At 59.7% G+C, this 16,030-nt stretch carries 17 protein-coding genes; 7 read left to right on the forward strand and 10 right to left on the reverse strand.

Going from position 1 to position 16,030, the window contains the following annotated elements; translation table 11 throughout:
• Positions 1-122 precede the first annotated feature (122 nt).
• Positions 123-1,835: an ATP-binding protein gene (locus tag AC0V6K_RS10145; RefSeq protein WP_472621852.1), complete on the forward strand. Its 1,713-nt coding sequence runs from the start codon at positions 123-125 to the stop codon at positions 1,833-1,835.
• 15 nt (positions 1,836-1,850) lie between these two features.
• Here the strand turns inward: AC0V6K_RS10145 and AC0V6K_RS10150 are convergent, their stop codons facing one another.
• The 5 genes from AC0V6K_RS10150 to AC0V6K_RS10170 all read right to left on the reverse strand — a co-directional run bounded on the left by AC0V6K_RS10150 (position 1,851) and on the right by AC0V6K_RS10170 (position 7,935).
• Positions 1,851-2,420 carry a hypothetical protein gene (locus AC0V6K_RS10150; RefSeq protein WP_472621854.1) on the reverse strand — a complete coding sequence of 190 codons (570 nt, stop codon included), beginning with the start codon at positions 2,418-2,420 and terminating at the stop codon, positions 1,851-1,853.
• Between the two features lie 26 nt (positions 2,421-2,446).
• Positions 2,447-3,184, reverse strand: a complete 738-nt coding sequence (locus AC0V6K_RS10155; RefSeq protein WP_472621856.1) for a 7-carboxy-7-deazaguanine synthase QueE — start codon at positions 3,182-3,184, stop codon at positions 2,447-2,449.
• A 329-nt stretch (positions 3,185-3,513) separates the two neighbouring features.
• A complete protein-coding gene (locus AC0V6K_RS10160; protein ID WP_472621858.1) occupies positions 3,514-4,212 on the reverse strand; it encodes an SMI1/KNR4 family protein in 699 nt (232 codons plus the stop codon).
• Between the two features lie 268 nt (positions 4,213-4,480).
• Entirely contained in the window at positions 4,481-7,213 is a 2,733-nt protein-coding gene (locus AC0V6K_RS10165) for a valine--tRNA ligase (RefSeq protein WP_486172626.1), read from the reverse strand.
• Between the two features lie 53 nt (positions 7,214-7,266).
• A complete protein-coding gene (locus AC0V6K_RS10170; protein ID WP_472621862.1) occupies positions 7,267-7,935 on the reverse strand; it encodes an enoyl-CoA hydratase/isomerase family protein in 669 nt (222 codons plus the stop codon).
• A gap of 110 nt (positions 7,936-8,045) precedes the next feature.
• Between AC0V6K_RS10170 and AC0V6K_RS10175 the strand changes: the two genes are divergently transcribed.
• The 4 genes from AC0V6K_RS10175 to AC0V6K_RS10190 all read left to right on the forward strand — a co-directional run bounded on the left by AC0V6K_RS10175 (position 8,046) and on the right by AC0V6K_RS10190 (position 11,665).
• Positions 8,046-9,158, forward strand: a complete 1,113-nt coding sequence (locus AC0V6K_RS10175) for an ABC transporter permease (protein WP_472621864.1) — start codon at positions 8,046-8,048, stop codon at positions 9,156-9,158.
• 4 nt (positions 9,159-9,162) lie between these two features.
• Positions 9,163-9,990, forward strand: a complete 828-nt coding sequence (locus tag AC0V6K_RS10180; RefSeq protein WP_472621866.1) for an ABC transporter ATP-binding protein — start codon at positions 9,163-9,165, stop codon at positions 9,988-9,990.
• 71 nt (positions 9,991-10,061) lie between these two features.
• Positions 10,062-11,009: an MlaD family protein gene (locus tag AC0V6K_RS10185; RefSeq protein WP_472621868.1), complete on the forward strand. Its 948-nt coding sequence runs from the start codon at positions 10,062-10,064 to the stop codon at positions 11,007-11,009.
• A gap of 8 nt (positions 11,010-11,017) precedes the next feature.
• Entirely contained in the window at positions 11,018-11,665 is a 648-nt protein-coding gene (locus AC0V6K_RS10190) for an ABC-type transport auxiliary lipoprotein family protein (RefSeq protein ID WP_486172627.1), read from the forward strand.
• A gap of 9 nt (positions 11,666-11,674) precedes the next feature.
• Here the strand turns inward: AC0V6K_RS10190 and AC0V6K_RS10195 are convergent, their stop codons facing one another.
• From AC0V6K_RS10195 to crcB, 5 genes are read right to left on the reverse strand one after another with little or no spacing between them, the layout of a single operon-like run.
• On the reverse strand, positions 11,675-12,376 hold the full coding sequence (locus AC0V6K_RS10195) for an ATP12 family chaperone protein (RefSeq protein ID WP_472621872.1): 702 nt from the start codon (positions 12,374-12,376) through the stop codon (positions 11,675-11,677).
• Positions 12,373-12,621 (reverse strand): hypothetical protein, encoded by a 249-nt coding sequence (locus tag AC0V6K_RS10200; RefSeq protein ID WP_472621874.1) that lies wholly within the window; start codon positions 12,619-12,621, stop codon positions 12,373-12,375. The genes AC0V6K_RS10195 and AC0V6K_RS10200 overlap by 4 nt, the downstream gene beginning before the upstream one ends.
• Positions 12,618-13,265: an HAD-IA family hydrolase gene (locus AC0V6K_RS10205; protein ID WP_472621876.1), complete on the reverse strand. Its 648-nt coding sequence runs from the start codon at positions 13,263-13,265 to the stop codon at positions 12,618-12,620. The genes AC0V6K_RS10200 and AC0V6K_RS10205 overlap by 4 nt, the downstream gene beginning before the upstream one ends.
• The gene (locus AC0V6K_RS10210; protein ID WP_472621878.1) at positions 13,262-14,443 is read right to left on the reverse strand and encodes an RluA family pseudouridine synthase; all 1,182 of its coding nucleotides are present in this window, start codon (positions 14,441-14,443) and stop codon (positions 13,262-13,264) included. The genes AC0V6K_RS10205 and AC0V6K_RS10210 overlap by 4 nt, the downstream gene beginning before the upstream one ends.
• Entirely contained in the window at positions 14,440-14,814 is a 375-nt protein-coding gene (gene crcB / locus AC0V6K_RS10215; RefSeq protein WP_472621880.1) for a fluoride efflux transporter CrcB, read from the reverse strand. The genes AC0V6K_RS10210 and crcB overlap by 4 nt, the downstream gene beginning before the upstream one ends.
• Before the next feature lie 267 nt (positions 14,815-15,081).
• On the opposite strand from crcB, the gene rpsU reads away from it, so the two are divergent.
• Both rpsU and AC0V6K_RS10225 read left to right on the forward strand, forming a co-directional pair.
• Complete coding sequence (rpsU, locus tag AC0V6K_RS10220; RefSeq protein WP_006834591.1) at positions 15,082-15,288, forward strand: 30S ribosomal protein S21; 207 nt, start codon at positions 15,082-15,084, stop codon at positions 15,286-15,288.
• A gap of 118 nt (positions 15,289-15,406) precedes the next feature.
• A complete protein-coding gene (locus tag AC0V6K_RS10225) occupies positions 15,407-16,021 on the forward strand; it encodes an FKBP-type peptidyl-prolyl cis-trans isomerase (RefSeq protein ID WP_472621883.1) in 615 nt (204 codons plus the stop codon).
• The last annotated feature ends 9 nt before the right edge of the window (positions 16,022-16,030 follow it).

Genomic DNA, 16,030 nt, shown 5'->3' on the forward strand with positions numbered 1-16,030 from the left:
AAGGCGCAGCGTCCTTGACAGCGTTGACGCGTTCTTAACCGAACTCTGGCAGTCCTGAATTAAGCAAAAAGCCGGATCGAAAATCGGTCTGGCGTGCTCGAACAAGGGACTAGAGGCCGCATATGGGCGATATGGGCAACCAGAATTTCGAAGGCACACCGGTTGGCGCAGCATCGGTTAGCGATGCGCCGCAAGCCGCGCCTGCACCGGCACATGAGCCAGAACACGATCTCGACAATGCGGGCGCGCCCATTGGTGTTGTGCTCGAAATCTCTGGCTCGGGCTCTCAAGTTGCCTTTGATCCGCAGCGCTTGAATGAATGCATGGAAGATTCTGATCCCTCAATTGAATTGGCGGGACAAGTTGGCAGTCAGATCAAAATTCGCGTTGGCAATGCTTGGCTGCTCGCCAACGTTCGTGACCAGCGCAAAGATCGCCGTGCGAATGGTGGCATTATCGCCAATATCGACTTTCTCGGCGAGGGCAGCGAGGAAAAGCTGACCGGCCGTATTCACGGCTTCAAGCGCGGTGTGACACGCTATCCCGTCCCCGGTGCGATGGTCTATCCGGCCACCACTCGGGACCTTGAACAAATCTATGCCAGTGATGGCCGCGCCAACATTCAGATCGGCAAGGTTTTCCCGACCAAAGATATTCGCGCCGGTCTCTACATCGACGCAATGTTGGGCAAGCACTTTGCTCTGCTGGGATCGACCGGTACCGGTAAATCGACCAGCGCCGCGCTGATCCTGCACCGCATCTGCGAAGCCGCCCCGCAGGGCCACATCGTGATGATTGACCCGCACGGCGAATATTCTGCAGCGTTCAAGCAGACCGGTCAGATTCTCGACGTTTCGAACCTGCAAATGCCGTACTGGCTGATGAACTTCGAAGAGCATTGCGAAGTCATCCTGACCAGCGACGGCAATGAGCGTCAGGTCGATATGGACATCCTCGCCAAGTGTTTGCTGCATGCCCGCAGCAAGAACCGGTTGGCCGAGACGATGGGCAAGATCACAGTCGACTCGCCCATTCCGTATCTCCTTTCCGACCTGTCGACCAAACTTCAGGACGAGATGGGTCAGCTCGACAAGGCTACGTCCTCGGCGCCTTATATGCGTATCAAGCAGAAGCTCGAAGAGTTGAAAACCGATCCGCGCTATCAGTTCATGTTCTCTGGCATGCTGGTGGCGGACTCGATGTCGGACTTCATCTCCAAAGTGTTCCGCATGCCCAGCGACGGCAAACCGATCTCGATCATCGACGTCTCTGGCGTTCCTTCCGACATCACCTCCACTGTTGTCGCGGTTCTGAGCCGCCTCGTGTTCGACTTTGCGATCTGGGGGCGCGAGGAACAGCAGCGCCCGATCCTGCTCGTATGCGAGGAAGCCCACCGCTATGTTCCGAACGAGAAGAACTCGGACGGCTCTTCCGTCGGCAAGATCCTCAGCCGTATCGCCAAGGAAGGTCGTAAATACGGCATCTCGCTTGGCCTGATCACACAGCGTCCGTCGGACTTGGCCGAAGGCGTGCTGTCACAGTGCGGTACGATCATTTCGATGCGTCTCAACAACGATCGTGACCAAGCCTTTGTCCGATCCGCAATGCCGGAAGGTTCGCGCGGCTTCCTCGACTCCATTCCTGCCCTGCGCAACCGAGAGTGCATCGTCTGCGGCGAGGGTGTCGCGATTCCGATCCGTGTCAGCTTTGACAACCTCGAAGAGCACAAGCGCCCGGCTTCGGAAGACCCCAGCTTCGTCGACCTATGGAACAAGAGCGGCGGCGAAGACGAGTTGGTCGAGCGCGTCGTGCTCCGCTGGAGATCGCAGGGTTGAGCCTCTGAAAAGGGGCTAAAAGACGATCCCTCTAAAGCCGCCATCGATGTTGTAGATACGCCAACCCTCGTTTGTCTTGGCGAGCTCTAGCGTGCGCGTGTCTGGCGAGCCGAAATTGCTGATGCCAATTTTCGCTACGGCGCGGGTACCGTCCACAGTCAGTGAGTTGATCGTGTATGTGAAGTCGCCGAAGTCTTGGCATCCACAAACAGGATCGGCGCTAAAGGCGTCGTGCATTTCGCCTGTCCGCTCCGATTGAGAGCCCAGGGCCGCAATTGCCCCTGCCAATTCCGGGTCAAAGTACTCGTTGGGATTACCAAAAAGGTCGATCGAACGGTCGGCGACATAGGGATCAAAAACCTCTCGAACGAAAGCCTGCGCCGCAGCCTCATCTGCGGCAGTGGTGTCGACTGGCGCCGGAGGTGCAGGCGGGTTTGCTGTGTTCTCCACGGGTAAGCTGTCGCCGTCATCAGCGGACAGGCTTTGAACGTCTGCGTCTTCAACCGCCTCGCTCGTCCGTTCGTTGCAACCTGCCAGAATCAGACAGGAGGCTGTTATCGCCATTACGCTTGTTTTCGCTCGCATCTGCTTTCTCCCATTTGCATCTGATCTTACGTGCCGCGTTCATCACCATAAAGGTGGATGTGCAGTCGGTCCGACATTCGGAAGCCGTGCTTGAGGCACAAGTCTGAAAGCCATCCCTGCTTTTCCCGCAGCGTTTCGCTGGTCGTGCCTTCGGGCATCAGGAAAATCTTGTCGGCACGGATCATGTGTTTGCGTTGCAGCGCCAGCACTTCGTCCACATCGCCCGGACTGGCGATCACGAATTTGAAGAACGCGCGCGGGTCGCTGGCGTAGAAGTCCAACCGCTCCTCGATCAGAGCAAGCTCCGGTACGTTGCCTGAATGGGCAAGCTTGGGGCTAACATTGTACTGATCGACACGGATATCGACATGGGCGCTGGCTTGGGTCGTGCCGTTGGTTTCAATCTCAACCTCGAGTTCGGGCAGGATCGCCAGCATGTCTGCGAGAGGCCCGCATTGCATCAATGGCTCGCCGCCTGTGATTACCAGACGTCTCTGACCCAGCGCGGCGACCTTTGCGGCGGCCTTTTCAGGCGACAGCGCAACCTGATTGGCCTTACGCTCGAACGTGGTGTCGTCACGGTGAGGGCGATTGTCACCCTCGAACCGCCAGGTGTAGGCGGTGTCGCACCAAGTGCAGGCGAGGTTACAGCGCGACAGGCGGATAAAGGCAACCGGCGTGCCCGCGCTCGGGCCTTCGCCTTGTAGCGATGCGAAGACCTCCGCGTCGCCATGATCGTCGGTGGCGCAAATCAGGTCAGCCATACCTCACCTCGCTCATCTCGTCGCTCGCCAAGCACGCTTGAAACAGGTGAGACAGTGTCCAAGCCCAAAAACCAATTGATCACAGGTGCGTCATCTGATCGAATTGGGCGATTGTGGTGGGTAAAACTGAGCTTGAAGGCAAACATGCGTTCCCTATGCCATCAAATAAGACCGTAGGAAATCGTCCGCGCGCAGGAGCATGTGACGTCGACGCCTTGCTTTGAAGAGAACCGAAAGCTGACCATCCGAATTCGACCCAATTGTCGGAAGTTCGATCAGCTGCAGTCTGCCTGGCTCATTAAAACGATGAATCGGTGCTCTACGCCTGATCATCTCACACGGTCTTGCAGATATAAACCGCGGAAGAACACCCTCATATTCGGAAACCAGTGGTTGAATTCGTCCCGCTCCCATCCATCGGGCAAGAGATTTTCCGAGCAGTCATCGAAGTACGCGCAGCATACGCGCGGATCATCTCCATCGCGGTAGTCGAGGATGACCGCTTCGTTTTCCGAGCAAGCAATTGCGATCAGGCGCGGGTCAAGGCTCTGCCAATCGAAGCCTTCCATCTCGATTGCCATAATTTCTCGCAAAGGGACGACATCTTCGAGGGCAAGATATTCGTGACTGTGCTGAGGGATCGGTTCGATGTCCGACCAGCGCGGATCGTCCAAGTCTCCCCATAACAGATTGTTGCTCCAACCTCCGTTGAAGTGGCGGTACACCGAACGCCATGGTTGCGGCAGGCGAACGCCGAGACGCTCCTCGTGTGCCGCGATCTCACTCTCGGTCAGCCGTGCACCATCGCTTGTGCCCACGCGCCGAAAAAACACACCCTGTTTCACAAGAGCGGCGTCTGTCTCCTCCTCGAACACCGTGTAGCGGTTCAGATGCCAGGTGAAGATGTAGTCAATCCGCGCCCGCACGGTCTTTCGAGCAAGCATTCTGCGTTCTGACCTCGTAGGATCTTCGTCCGGCTCACGCGATTCCAGCAGTTTTAGAAACTGTGCTTCATCTTCACTTGTCACGGTCTGGGCAAACCTCTGATGCGTTCCGATCCCCTAGCAATTCGCTTTGCTTTCTATCTCAAGTATCGGCGATTCGTGGAGGATTAGCCACCGGCAATTTTTGGACATGGTGCCGTATTTGCCTTCCTAAATGCCAAGAGCAGGTCGTCTGCCTCAAAGTTTGACTTAGTACGTCCGCTTTCACCCCCGAGAAACGTCTTTGCCCCTCCCTTACGGAGTCGACGAAACCAGACCCGTCTTGTTGACTTGCTCTGGTGGAATCAGCGCCTCAACCCAGCCGCTCCAGCGCTGCTTTCAACCGCTGTGCCTCGCCCGAATGGTGGGCGAAGTCTGCTTTGGCCTTCTCCACCGCCTCGGGCTTTGCGCGTTCGACGAAGTTGGCGTTGGACAGCCGCCCTTCGAGCGATTTCGCTTCTTTCTCGGAAGCTGCCAGCGCCTTTTCGAGGCGAGCCTTCTCGGCGTCGATATCGACCACGCCTTCGAGCGGGATGATAAATACATCGCCAATCGCGGTGACCTGCATCGCAGGGCCCGAAGGCGCTTCGCCAACGGTCACTGGCGTCAGGCGCGCAAGCCGTTCGATGGCCGCGCTGCTGCGCTCGATAGTGCTCGCCGCGAGAACGCTAGCCTCGGGCAGAAACGCCGCCAGCTTCGCGCCGGGTGAGATGCCGAGCTCTGCCTTGGCGCTGCGGACATTGGTGGTGAGGTCGATAACCCAATCAATCGCGTCGGTCGCCTCTTTCGAAACTTCGGCGCGCGGATTGGGCCATGCCGCGGTGATCAGGTCATAGGATCGTTCGCCCTGCGCGTGCCACAGCTCTTCGGTGATGAAGGGCATGAATGGGTGGAGCATGACAAGGATCTGGTCGAGCGCCCAACCGGCTACCTCACGGGTTTCAACCGCGGGCATCGCGTCTGCATCACCGGCAAAGACCGGCTTGATCAGTTCCAGATACCAGTCGCAGAACTTGCTCCATGTGAACTGATAGATCGCGTTGGCTGCGGCATCGAACCGCAGGTCTGTCATCGCCGCTTCGATCTCGGCAGCGCATTGCTGCACCTCGCCAATGATCCATTGGTTCGCCGCAAGACGCGCTGCGGGAGCTTTAATCGTCGTGCTCTTGCCGATCCCGTTGGACTGGCAGAAGCGCGTGGCGTTCCAGAGCTTGGTTGCGAAGTTGCGATACCCCTCGACCCGCTTTTCATCCATTTTGATGTCGCGGCCCTGGCTTTCCATCGCCGCCATGAAGAAGCGCAGCGCATCCGCGCCGTATTGGTCGATGAGACCAAGCGGATCGACGACATTGCCCTTCGACTTGGACATCTTTGCGCCATCGGCGGCGCGGACAAGGCCGTGCAAATACAGTCGCGGCCACGGGGCCTCACCCATATTATACTGCCCCATCATCATCATCCGCGCATCCCAGAAGAACAGGATGTCGAACCCGCTGATGAGCAGCGAATTGGGGAAGTGCTTGTCGAGCAGGGGCTGATTGTCCTCCGGCCAGCCGAGCGTGGCGAAAGGCCAAAGCGCGGATGAGAACCATGTGTCGAGGACATCTGGGTCCTGCGTCAGCGCAACGCCTTCGCCCGCCTGAGCCTGCGCTTCTTCCTCGCTCGGCGCGACATAGACGTTACCGTCATCATCGAACCAAGCCGGAATGCGGTGTCCCCACCACAGCTGGCGGCTGACGCACCATGGCTGGATGTTTTCCATCCAGTTGAAGAAGGTCTTTTCCCAGCTCTTGGGGACGATCTCGATCGTGCCATCGCGCACGTCCTTGATCGGCTTTTCGGCAAGCTTTTCCGCATCGACGTACCATTGGTCGGTCAGCCAAGGCTCGATCACCACGCCGCCTCGATCACCGAAAGGCGTCGCGATCTGGCGCGGTTCGGCGTCATGCTCGACTTCTTCGCCCTTCTTGGTCTTGGCAATGTGCGGGATCAGGTAGCCCTGTTCCTTGAGACGCTGCACGACCAATTCGCGTGCGCCATCCTTGCCATCACGCCTGAAGCGGTGGAGGCCGATAAACTCGTCAGGCACCAGCCCGTCCGCCGTTTGGCATACATCGGCATTGCCATCGAGCATGTTGAGCATCTCGCCCGCCGCGATGCCGGCGCGCTTGCCAACCTCGAAGTCGTTAAAGTCGTGCCCCGGCGTGATCTTCACCGCGCCCGATCCCAGTTCAGGATCAGCGTGCTCGTCTGCGACGATAGGAATGCGGCGACCGGTGATTGGCAGGACAACGTGCTTGCCGACGACGCTGGCATAGCGCTCGTCCGACGGGTGAACCGCAACTGCCATATCGGCTAGCATGGTCTCGGGCCGCGTGGTTGCAACCTCGATGTAGTCCTGACCGCTATCGAGCGTCACGCCGTCGGCGAGCGGATATTTGAAGTGCCAGAAGCTGCCCGGAATGGTCTGCTGCTCGACCTCAAGGTCGCTGATCGCGGTCTTGAGCTTCGGGTCCCAGTTCACCAGCCGCTTGTCGCGGTAGATCAGGCCGTCATTGTAGAGGTCTACGAAAGTCTTGAGCACCGCTTTGGTAAAGTGCGGGTCCATCGTGAACTGCTCGCGTGACCAGTCCATCGAACAGCCCAGCCGGCGCAGCTGGTGCGTGATCTTGCCACCGCTTTCGGCCTTCCATTCCCAGACCTTGTCGACGAATTCCTCGCGCGAATAGTTGGTGCGCTTGTCCTGACGCTCCTCCATCTGGCGTTCGACCACCATCTGCGTCGCAATGCCTGCGTGATCGGTGCCGACCACCCACAAAGCATCCTTGCCGCGCAGGCGTTCGTAACGGATCACGATATCCTGCAAGGTATTGTCGAGCGCGTGGCCGATATGCAGGCTGCCCGTCACGTTGGGTGGCGGATTCACAATCGTGAACGGCTCCGCGTCAGGGCGCTCTGGACGGAAGCCGCCAGTGCTTTCCCAGTGGGCATACCACCGCGTTTCAATATCGGCGGGGTTAAACGTGGTGTCGAGTTGTTGCGTCATATCAACCAAGCCCATGCCAAGGCATTAGGTGCAGCGCAACAATTGTGAGCGTTTCAGGCGAGAAGCGCGTCGATTTCCGCGTTGGCCTTGGCCCGCAATTGCGCTTTGCAGGCTTCGAAGCCTGGTTGCGCGGCCATATCGGCGGCGCGCATGACGGCATTGGCGACCAGATCTTCGGCAGGCACAATCTCGTCCACCAGCCCCGCTTCCAGCGATTCTTCGCGGTCGAGCAGCACAGACGTCAGCGCCAATCGCCGCCGCCATACGGGATCAAGCCCATGATCGAGCACCGCTTGCGCCACACTAGGGAAGGGCAGACCTGCTTTCGCTTCGGGCAGGCCGATGCGATGATCGGTGTCGGAAGCCACCACCCAATCCGAACACAAAGCCGCGATGCCGCCCGCGCCAATCGCATGGCCGTTGATCGCGCAGACGAGCGGGCAGGGCATGCGGTGGAGCGCAGCGAAGAAGATGTTGATCGCTTGGCGAGCGCGCTCGCGGCCCGCTTCGTCAAAAGCGCTCGCGACCTTGGTGTCCATCCCGCGCGTGAATTCGCCATTGGCGCCTGTCAGCACCACGCCGCTCTCCGGGGCATCCGCGCCAATCGCTTCGAACTCACCGGCGAGTGTTTCCAGAATTTCCGAGGTGAATGTGTTGTATGGCGGATTGGAGAGTGCGACGACCAACGTCCCCCCACGGATTTCCTTCTCGCAATTGCTCACTGATCCCCTCCCATGATTGCGCCAATCCGTGCCCCAATCTGTGGCCAGCGGTCAACTTGCCTCACTTCCGCGCTTGTCTGCCTCCCGGTTTCCCCGCATAGTTTGCCGCGATGGACGGGTCCGCGCATTATTCGATCGAGGAAGACGGTTCAGGAGGTGCCACGCTGGCGCTGTCCGGATCGATGCTCGTTTCCACCATCGGCACGGTTGAAGCCGAGCTCGGCGCCATCGATGATGCCTTCTCTACAATCGATATCTCAGGCGTTGACGACATCGACACGGTTGGGGCTTGGGTGACCTGCCGTCTCGCGTCCGAACACGAGTGCGAGATAACCGGTGCCAGTCCCGAAGCGCAGCGTCTGCTCGATGCGGTGGAGCGGGCTTGGACAGATGCCGATATCACCCCGGTGCGCCCCCCTGTCTGGGTGCGTGTGCCCCATGGTGTCGCCGATCAAGTGTATACCGCGCGCACGGGAGTGATCGGCGGCATCGGCTTTTTCGGCCAGATCCTGATCGGTTTTGGTAATATCATCCGTCATCCATCGCATTTTCCGATGCGTGCTGTGGTGCGACAGATGGAGCTGGTGGGTGTCTCTGCCCTGCCGATCATTGGCCTGATGAGCTTCCTGATTGGCATCGTGATTGCGCAGCAAGGCGCTGTGCAGTTGGAGCAGTTTGGCGCGGAAACGCTGACGATCAATCTCGTTGGGCGGATCACGGTTCGTGAACTCGGTGTGCTGATGACAGCGATCATGGTCGCGGGCCGATCGGGCAGCGCCTTTGCTGCGCAGATCGGGACGATGAAGCTGACCGAAGAGGTCGACGCGATGCGCACAATCGGCATTTCTCCCATCGAAGTGCTGGTCATTCCGCGCATTATCGCCTGCACGCTGATGATGGTGCTGCTGGGCTTCTATTCCGCTGTTGTCGGCATCATCGGCGGCGCGGTGGTCGGCGAGTATTTCCTTGGCATCCCGTTTTTCACCTTCCTTGAGCGGATACAGGCGGTGGTGCCGCTGCACGATGTATGGGTGGGCCTGATCAAGGCACCGGTCTTCGGCCTCATCGTCGCGCTAGCGGGCTGTTATCACGGAATGCAGGTGAAAGGTAACTCGGAAGAGGTCGGCCTGCGCACCACCATGGCGGTGGTATCAGCAATCTTTGCGGTGATCGTGCTCGATGCGTTCTTCGCGGTGTTCTTCACTGAAGTGGGTTGGGGGTGAGGCGATGACGGGCCCCGACGACACCATTCAGCCGCACGAGCACGAGCGTTTTTGCGATGACCCGCCGATCGTGGTCGAAGGGCTGGTCAACAAATTTGGCGATTACGCCGTGCATGACGGGCTGGACCTGAAAGTCCGCCGCGGGGAGATTATCGGTGTTGTCGGCGGATCGGGGACCGGAAAATCGGTGCTGATGCGCTCGATTATCGGGTTGCAAAGGCCCGATGCCGGTCGGATCGAGGTGCTGGGATCAGACATCACAGCTGCCGCGCCCGATGAAGATGTGGGCGTGCGCTGTCGTTGGGGCGTGCTGTTTCAGGGCGGGGCGCTGTTCTCGACCTTGACGGTTGGTGAGAATGTCGAGGTCCCGCTCAAGCAATTCTACCCCGAGATTAGCGACGAGTTGCGCGCGCAAATTGCGCGGTACAAAGTGCTGCTCTCTGGCCTGCCCGAAGAAGCGATAGCGAAGTATCCGTCCGAATTGTCCGGCGGGATGAAAAAACGCGCCGGTCTTGCCCGTGCGCTCGCACTGGATCCGGAATTGCTGTTTCTGGATGAGCCGACGGCAGGCCTAGACCCGATAGGTGCTGCGGCTTTCGATAAGCAGACCAAGGAGCTGAAAGAGACGCTTGGCCTCACCGTGTTTCTCATCACCCACGACCTCGATAGCCTGTACGAAATCTGTGACCGTGTGGCGGTGCTGGCGGATAAGCGCGTGATTGCGGTGGGGACCATTCCGGAACTGATGGAGACCCGTCATCCTTGGATCGAAGAGTATTTCAACGGTCCGCGTGGGCGGGCAGCGTTGGTCACGCATGAACGCGGGGAATAAAGCCATGGATACGGCGCCCCGCAATCAAACCCATAGACAGGCATATACCGGCAGGTTCATAGGATAAGACGATGGAAGCACGCGCAAATCATCTGTGGGTCGGGATTGTTACCCTCGCGCTCCTGGCGGCGCTGGCGGCTGGCATTGTCTGGATGGCGCAGCTGCAACAGGGGCCGGAAGAGGAATATGACATCCTCTACGCGCAATCGGTTGGCGGCTTGACCAAGGGCAGCCAAGTGTCGTTTGCTGGCGTTCCGGTTGGTCAAGTTGATGACATTGTCGTGTCCGATCCGGAATTTGTCCGCGTGCGCATTCGCATTGAGGAAGAGGTGCCAATCAATGTGGGCACCACCGCAACCATTCAGGCGAGCTTTACAGGCATCGCATCGATCCTGCTTGATGGATCGCAAAAGGGAAATCCAAAGGTCTCCTGCGAGAATTCCGCCTGCACCTATGGTGCGCCGATTATTCCGTCGGGCACCGGCGTTCTGGGTAAGCTGGTGGCTGATGCGCCTCTGGTGCTTGAACGGCTGGCCACGGTTACAGAGCGGCTCAACCAGGTGTTCGGCGATGAGAATCAGGCGCAGCTTTCCTCAATCCTGCGCAATTCGAACGAGGTGAGTGCGGGGCTGGCGGCTGGCATGCCGGAGCTGCGCGCGAATTTCACCGAATTCCGGGGCGCGATTGCGGAGTTTAACTCCACCCTTGGTCAGCTGAGGCAGTTTGCTGAATCGACTGAGGGCATTGTCGCGCAGGAAAGTAAGGCGATCACGACCGAGCTGAAAGGCTCTCTAGCGCGCGCCAACAAGGCTGCTGACTCGCTCACCATGACATTGGAAAAGACCGCGCCTGCGGTGGACAAGCTGAACGGGCAGACGCTGCCAGCGGCCGAGGCAACATTGCAGGACCTGCGCACAACCAGCCGATCGCTGCGCGCGATCACAGAGCGGCTTGAAACCGAAGGCATCGGGTCACTCGTTGGCACACATGCTTTGCCCGAATATGAGCCGAAGAAGTGAAGGCGATGATGATGCGTTTGAACACTCTCACCGTGGCCGCACTGGCGCTGACTTTGGGCGGATGCAGCCTCAATTTGACCAGCGAACCGCCCGCCAGCCTGCTGACGCTGACGCCGCAGACGACCGCTCCAAATGGATCGGGCGCGGCGACAGGCGGCGAAAGCGCGCCGCAATCTATCGCTGTTCTGACGCCGGAAGTGCCGGCAAAACTGAATGTCGTTCGGGTGCCTGTGACCGTCAGCGAAACCGAGATTGCATATTTGCAAGAGGCGGTTTGGGTCGAGAAGCCCGCGCGCCTGTTCCGCAATCTGATGGGAGAGGCGCTGCGTGCACAGGGCGGGGTTTTTGTGCTCGACAGCGATGACACGCCGACGCTCGCTGATATGAGTTTGCGCGGGACGCTGCGGGAGCTCGGCTATGATGCGCAAAGCTCTTCGGTGGTGATCCGCTTTGACGCGGTGCGCACGGGAGAGAAGGGCGCGGTCATCACCAAACGCTTTGAAGCGCGCGAGAGTGGTGTGTTGGCTGAGACGGCGGCGGTCGGACCGGCCCTGAACCGCGTGGCGAATAAGGTGGCCAGCGATGTCGCGCGGTGGGCCACTGGCCAGGGGATCGATCCTTCCGTACCGCCTGTGATGGACGACACCTCTAACTGAAGAAGCGAATTAGCCTTCGCTGTGCGCCAGCCTTGTAAGGTTGTGCGCGAGGGTGAAGTCGTGCTGCCGCTTGCGCTTGCGGTCTTCCGCCTCCTCGTCGCGGCCCCACTGTTCGGCCTGCCACTCTTCCTCGAGATGCGCGGCGTCATACAACGCGTCAGCATTCTGCCCCGGCTCCAACGCGGTTAGCCCTGTAATCAGCGAAGCGGCGATGCTGGATAGGCTCTCCAGTCCCGCGAGGGAGAATGGATCCAGCGCGGCCAGACGTGTGCGCAATTTCTCCAGCGTAGCCTCGTCCTGCGCGGTGTGCATCACGCCACTTACCCGCTTCATCGTCACGCCTTCACGCGTCTCGAAGGCGGCGACAATCGGCTCCCACACTTCTTGCTGGCGCGCATAGAGTGGCTCGTCCGGATCGGCGCGGTAGAGCAGCGTATCGGTGTCGGCATAGGCGACGAGCTTATGTGCGACGCCAGCGGGATGCGGAGCGACCACATCGATAGCGTAATCGACCATATCGCGCAGGATGAACGCGGCGGCATCAATCTCCTCGTCCTGTTCGATCCATTCACTTGCGAGCGCGGAGACAAGCGCTTCATTGGGCGCGATCTGCGGTTTCCCGCCTTGCGTCTTGATCCCGCGCCCATCGAGCGTCACCTGCCAGCCATCGCCAACCTGCTGGCGACCGACATCCTTATAGAAGCGCTTCATTCCGGATCACTCTCCGCGTCAATCGCCTTCCAGCGCCGCACAAGCAGCCGAGGGCCGTAGAAAAAGCCAAACAGGCCCGCGACCGCCAGCACAACGCCCAGCCAATAGGGCGCGGGCAAACGATCATTCGCGATCGCAATCCCGATGATCACCAGTCCGAGCGAGAGAATGCGGGCCAGGTTCATCATGGTGAAGCGCCCGGCATCGCGCACTTCTTCGGGTGTGGGCGGGGGAACTTCGCTCACAGCAATGCCTCCAGATCGGCCATTGTATCGGCCACAGCCTGCGCGCCCGCCTGCGTCAATTCGGACGGCTCGTGATAACCCCATGCCACTCCAACGCTGCGCACATTGGCGGCGTTCGCCATGTGAATATCGAAGGTCGTGTCGCCAATCATCACCGTATCAGATGGCTGCGCGCCCGCTTCAAACAAGGCCGCTTCCAGCATCGCCGGATGCGGTTTCGACGGATGGCGATCTGCGGTCTGCAAAGAGACAAACAAATCGGTTAGGCCGTGCCCGTCGAGGCATGCCTGAAGACCGCGATCCGATTTGCCGGTGGCGACGGCCAGCGCCCAGCCATCGGCGTGCAGTGTGCGAAGCAGGTCCGCCATGCCATCGTAAAGCGGTTCTTCGAGCAGGCCGTCTTCGCGCCGACCTCGAAAAATCGCTTTGTAGAATTCGACCACTTCGCGCTGCTGCTCGGCTTCGGCTTGGGTCGCTAGCTGGCGCACCGCCACCGGCAGGCTCAGCCCGACCATACGACGCACCACGTTGCTATCCGGCGCCTGTAGCCCTGCGCGCTGAAACGCCTGCTCCATAGAGATGACAACATCCGCGCTGGAATCGACAAGCGTTCCATCACAATCGAACACGGCAAGTCGGGTCACTTCTTGCGGCCCTTAGGCTTTCCGCCCTTCTTCTTCGCGGCTTTGGCCTTTTTCTTGGCAGTGTAGGCGGAGGTCGCGCGGGTGCGGCGTTCGCCCCGACGGTCCTTGCGGTATTGCTTGGCGTGCTGACGTGCGGCCTGCTTCTTCTCGGCAGGGGTGCGTTCGACCGGATCGTCGCGGATCGGGGAGGCGTCGCTTTGGCTCTCTTCAAAGCCAAGCGCTTCCATGCTCGCGGCGAAGTGCGGCGGCAGATCGGCGGTCACGTCCAGCTTGCCACCCGCATTCCCCTTGCTCTCCGGCGTGCCGATAATCAGGCGACGCGCGTGGAGGTGCATCTTGCGACTTACGCTACCGGTCAGGAAGGCATCCTGACCGCCATATTTGCCGTCGCCGACAATTGGGTGGCCAATGGCTGCCATATGGACGCGCAATTGGTGAGTGCGCCCCGTCAGTGGCTCGAGCTCTACCCAGCTGGCGCGGTCACCGGCGCGGTCGACCACGCGATATCGCGTCTTCGCGGTCTGGCCGTTCTCCTCATCGACATGCATTTTCTCGCCGCCGGTTCCCGGCTGTTTGGCGAGAGGGGCATCGATTGTGCCTTCGGACACTTCGGGGCGACCAACGACGAGCGCCCAGTAAATCTTGCGCGCGCTGCGTCCGCTGAAGCGTTTGGAATAGGAGGCGGCGCTTCCCGGTGTCTTGGCGATCAAAAGGACGCCCGATGTGTCTTTGTCGAGACGGTGGACGAGGCGCGGGCGCGGTGTTTCGTCATCATCAACAAACGCGTCGAGCAAGCCATCGACGTGGCGATGGGTCTTGCTGCCGCCTTGTGTGGCGAGGCCCGGCGGCTTGTTCAGCACCAATGCGCTCGGCGTTTCGCGGATCACCATCGAGCGCGCCTCAGCGATGTCGTCCGCGGTTAGTTCGCGGCGCTTGCGCTGGGGCTTGCCGCTCGGTTTGCCGCCGGGCGGCACACGCAGGACCTGCCCAGCGGTCAGGCGATCTTCGGGCTTGGCGCGTTTGCCATCGACGCGCACCTGACCCGTGCGGGCCCAGCGCGAGATGGTCGCAAAACCGATGGCCGGCAGGTTGCGTTTGAACCAGCGGTCCAGACGGATGCCGTCATCATCATCGGCAATGGTAAACTGCCGGACTTCATCCGATGTGCTGTTCGTCATGCCGCTGCCCCTCGCATGATGAGCAGCCCTGCGTAAAGCGCGGCGAGACCTGCAAGCACAGAGACGCCGGCATAGAGAACTGCGAGACCGGCAGAGCCGCGCTGGATCAACTGTAGCATCTCAAGCCCGAATGCACTGAATGTGGTGAAGCCGCCGAGAAGACCAACACCGATGAACAGCCGTGTGGCTTCGGTTCCACCGCCCTCGCGTGCGAGCCATCCAAACAGTACGCCCATGGCAAAACATCCAAGCACGTTGACTGCCAGTGTAGCCCAGGGAAAGCTCATTCCAGCGCCAGCCCAATGCGTCACTGCGCGGCCGAGCTGATACCGGCACGCAGCGCCAATAGCGCCGCCAATCGCGACGTTCACTGTGGCAATTAGGGGGAGGGGTCACCGGCCATGCGAGGCGCTTTAGCGGGCAAGGGTGCCTCTGCATAGCGCAGATGGTGGTCGCCGGGGCGTACCAAACCCGCACAAACCCTTACCAATTTGGCTTTGCGTGGCTATGCGGGCCCCAGTTGAAGCGCGTTCCTGCGGGAATCGCGCCGTTTTTAGCGTCAAATTTACGCGCCTTTCCCTGCGAATCGCACCAGCGGGGCGACGGCGTTTTGAGATAGAATAAGGTAGTGGTCTTTTATGCAAATCATGGTTCGCGATAACAACGTCGATCAAGCTCTCCGCGCGCTCAAGAAGAAGCTGCAGCGTGAAGGCGTTTATCGCGAAATGAAACTGCGTCGCCACTATGAAAAGCCCAGCGAAAAGCGCGCCCGTGAAAAGGCTGCTGCTGTTCGTCGCGCTCGCAAGCTTGAGCGTAAGCGTATGGAACGCGACGGCATTAAATAAGCTTGTTTGAAAGCTTGAATCCCCCACGGGGGTAAGCCATTAGGGCGCGGTTCAATTCCGCGCCCTTTTGCGTTTCATAAAGCGCAGAATCGCGCATCCTCTCGATCAGGAAGTTTCAATGACCGAAGTTACCCGCGTGCCGCTTAAGCCGATTGCCAAAGGCTCGCTGACCAAATTGTGGCTCGGTGTGATCGTTGCCGTTCTGCTCGGCGGCGCGCTGGCCTGGTCGGCTCTGCCCAAATCGCTGAGTGTTGACACGATCACCGCAAGTGATGGCCAGCAAGTGGAAGTGGGCGATATCGTCTTTGTGAAATACACGGGCACGCTTGCTTCCAACGGAGAGCAGTTTGACGAATACGAGCCGATCCCTTGGCCGGTCGCTGACATGTTCCCAGAAGGCACGCCGTTTCCGGTGGAAGAAGGCGCGACAATCCCCGGTTTCTTCGAAGGGCTTCAGCAGATGAAGAAGGGCGGCACATATGAGCTCTACATCCCGTCGGACAAGGGCTACGGCGATCAGGATCAGCCCGATCAGCAGACCGGCGAGATCAAGATTCCGGCCAATTCGGACCTGATCTTTGAAGTCGAAGTCGTCGACATCATGCCGAAGGCCGAGTTTGAACGTAACATGCAAATCCAGCAGGCGGCTGCGATGCAACAGCAACAGGAAGCTGCAGAAGCCGCTGGCGGCCCGGGTGGACAGGGTGGTCCGCCTCCGGGCGCTGGGCAGTAATCCGGTCAT

It is taken from the genome of Erythrobacter sp. S43 (assembly GCF_057364955.1).

Coding starts and splice junctions, on each gene's coding strand:
- AC0V6K_RS10145 (WP_472621852.1), top strand. CDS start 123: ATGGGCGATATGGGCAACCAGAATTTCGAAGGCACACCGGTTGGCGCA.
- AC0V6K_RS10150 (WP_472621854.1), bottom strand. CDS start 2,420: ATGCGAGCGAAAACAAGCGTAATGGCGATAACAGCCTCCTGTCTGATT.
- AC0V6K_RS10155 (WP_472621856.1), bottom strand. CDS start 3,184: ATGGCTGACCTGATTTGCGCCACCGACGATCATGGCGACGCGGAGGTC.
- AC0V6K_RS10165 (WP_486172626.1), bottom strand. CDS start 7,213: ATGACGCAACAACTCGACACCACGTTTAACCCCGCCGATATTGAAACG.
- AC0V6K_RS10175 (WP_472621864.1), top strand. CDS start 8,046: ATGGACGGGTCCGCGCATTATTCGATCGAGGAAGACGGTTCAGGAGGT.
- AC0V6K_RS10180 (WP_472621866.1), top strand. CDS start 9,163: ATGACGGGCCCCGACGACACCATTCAGCCGCACGAGCACGAGCGTTTT.
- AC0V6K_RS10185 (WP_472621868.1), top strand. CDS start 10,062: ATGGAAGCACGCGCAAATCATCTGTGGGTCGGGATTGTTACCCTCGCG.
- AC0V6K_RS10190 (WP_486172627.1), top strand. CDS start 11,018: ATGATGCGTTTGAACACTCTCACCGTGGCCGCACTGGCGCTGACTTTG.
- AC0V6K_RS10195 (WP_472621872.1), bottom strand. CDS start 12,376: ATGAAGCGCTTCTATAAGGATGTCGGTCGCCAGCAGGTTGGCGATGGC.
- AC0V6K_RS10210 (WP_472621878.1), bottom strand. CDS start 14,443: ATGACGAACAGCACATCGGATGAAGTCCGGCAGTTTACCATTGCCGAT.
- rpsU (WP_006834591.1), top strand. CDS start 15,082: ATGCAAATCATGGTTCGCGATAACAACGTCGATCAAGCTCTCCGCGCG.
- AC0V6K_RS10225 (WP_472621883.1), top strand. CDS start 15,407: ATGACCGAAGTTACCCGCGTGCCGCTTAAGCCGATTGCCAAAGGCTCG.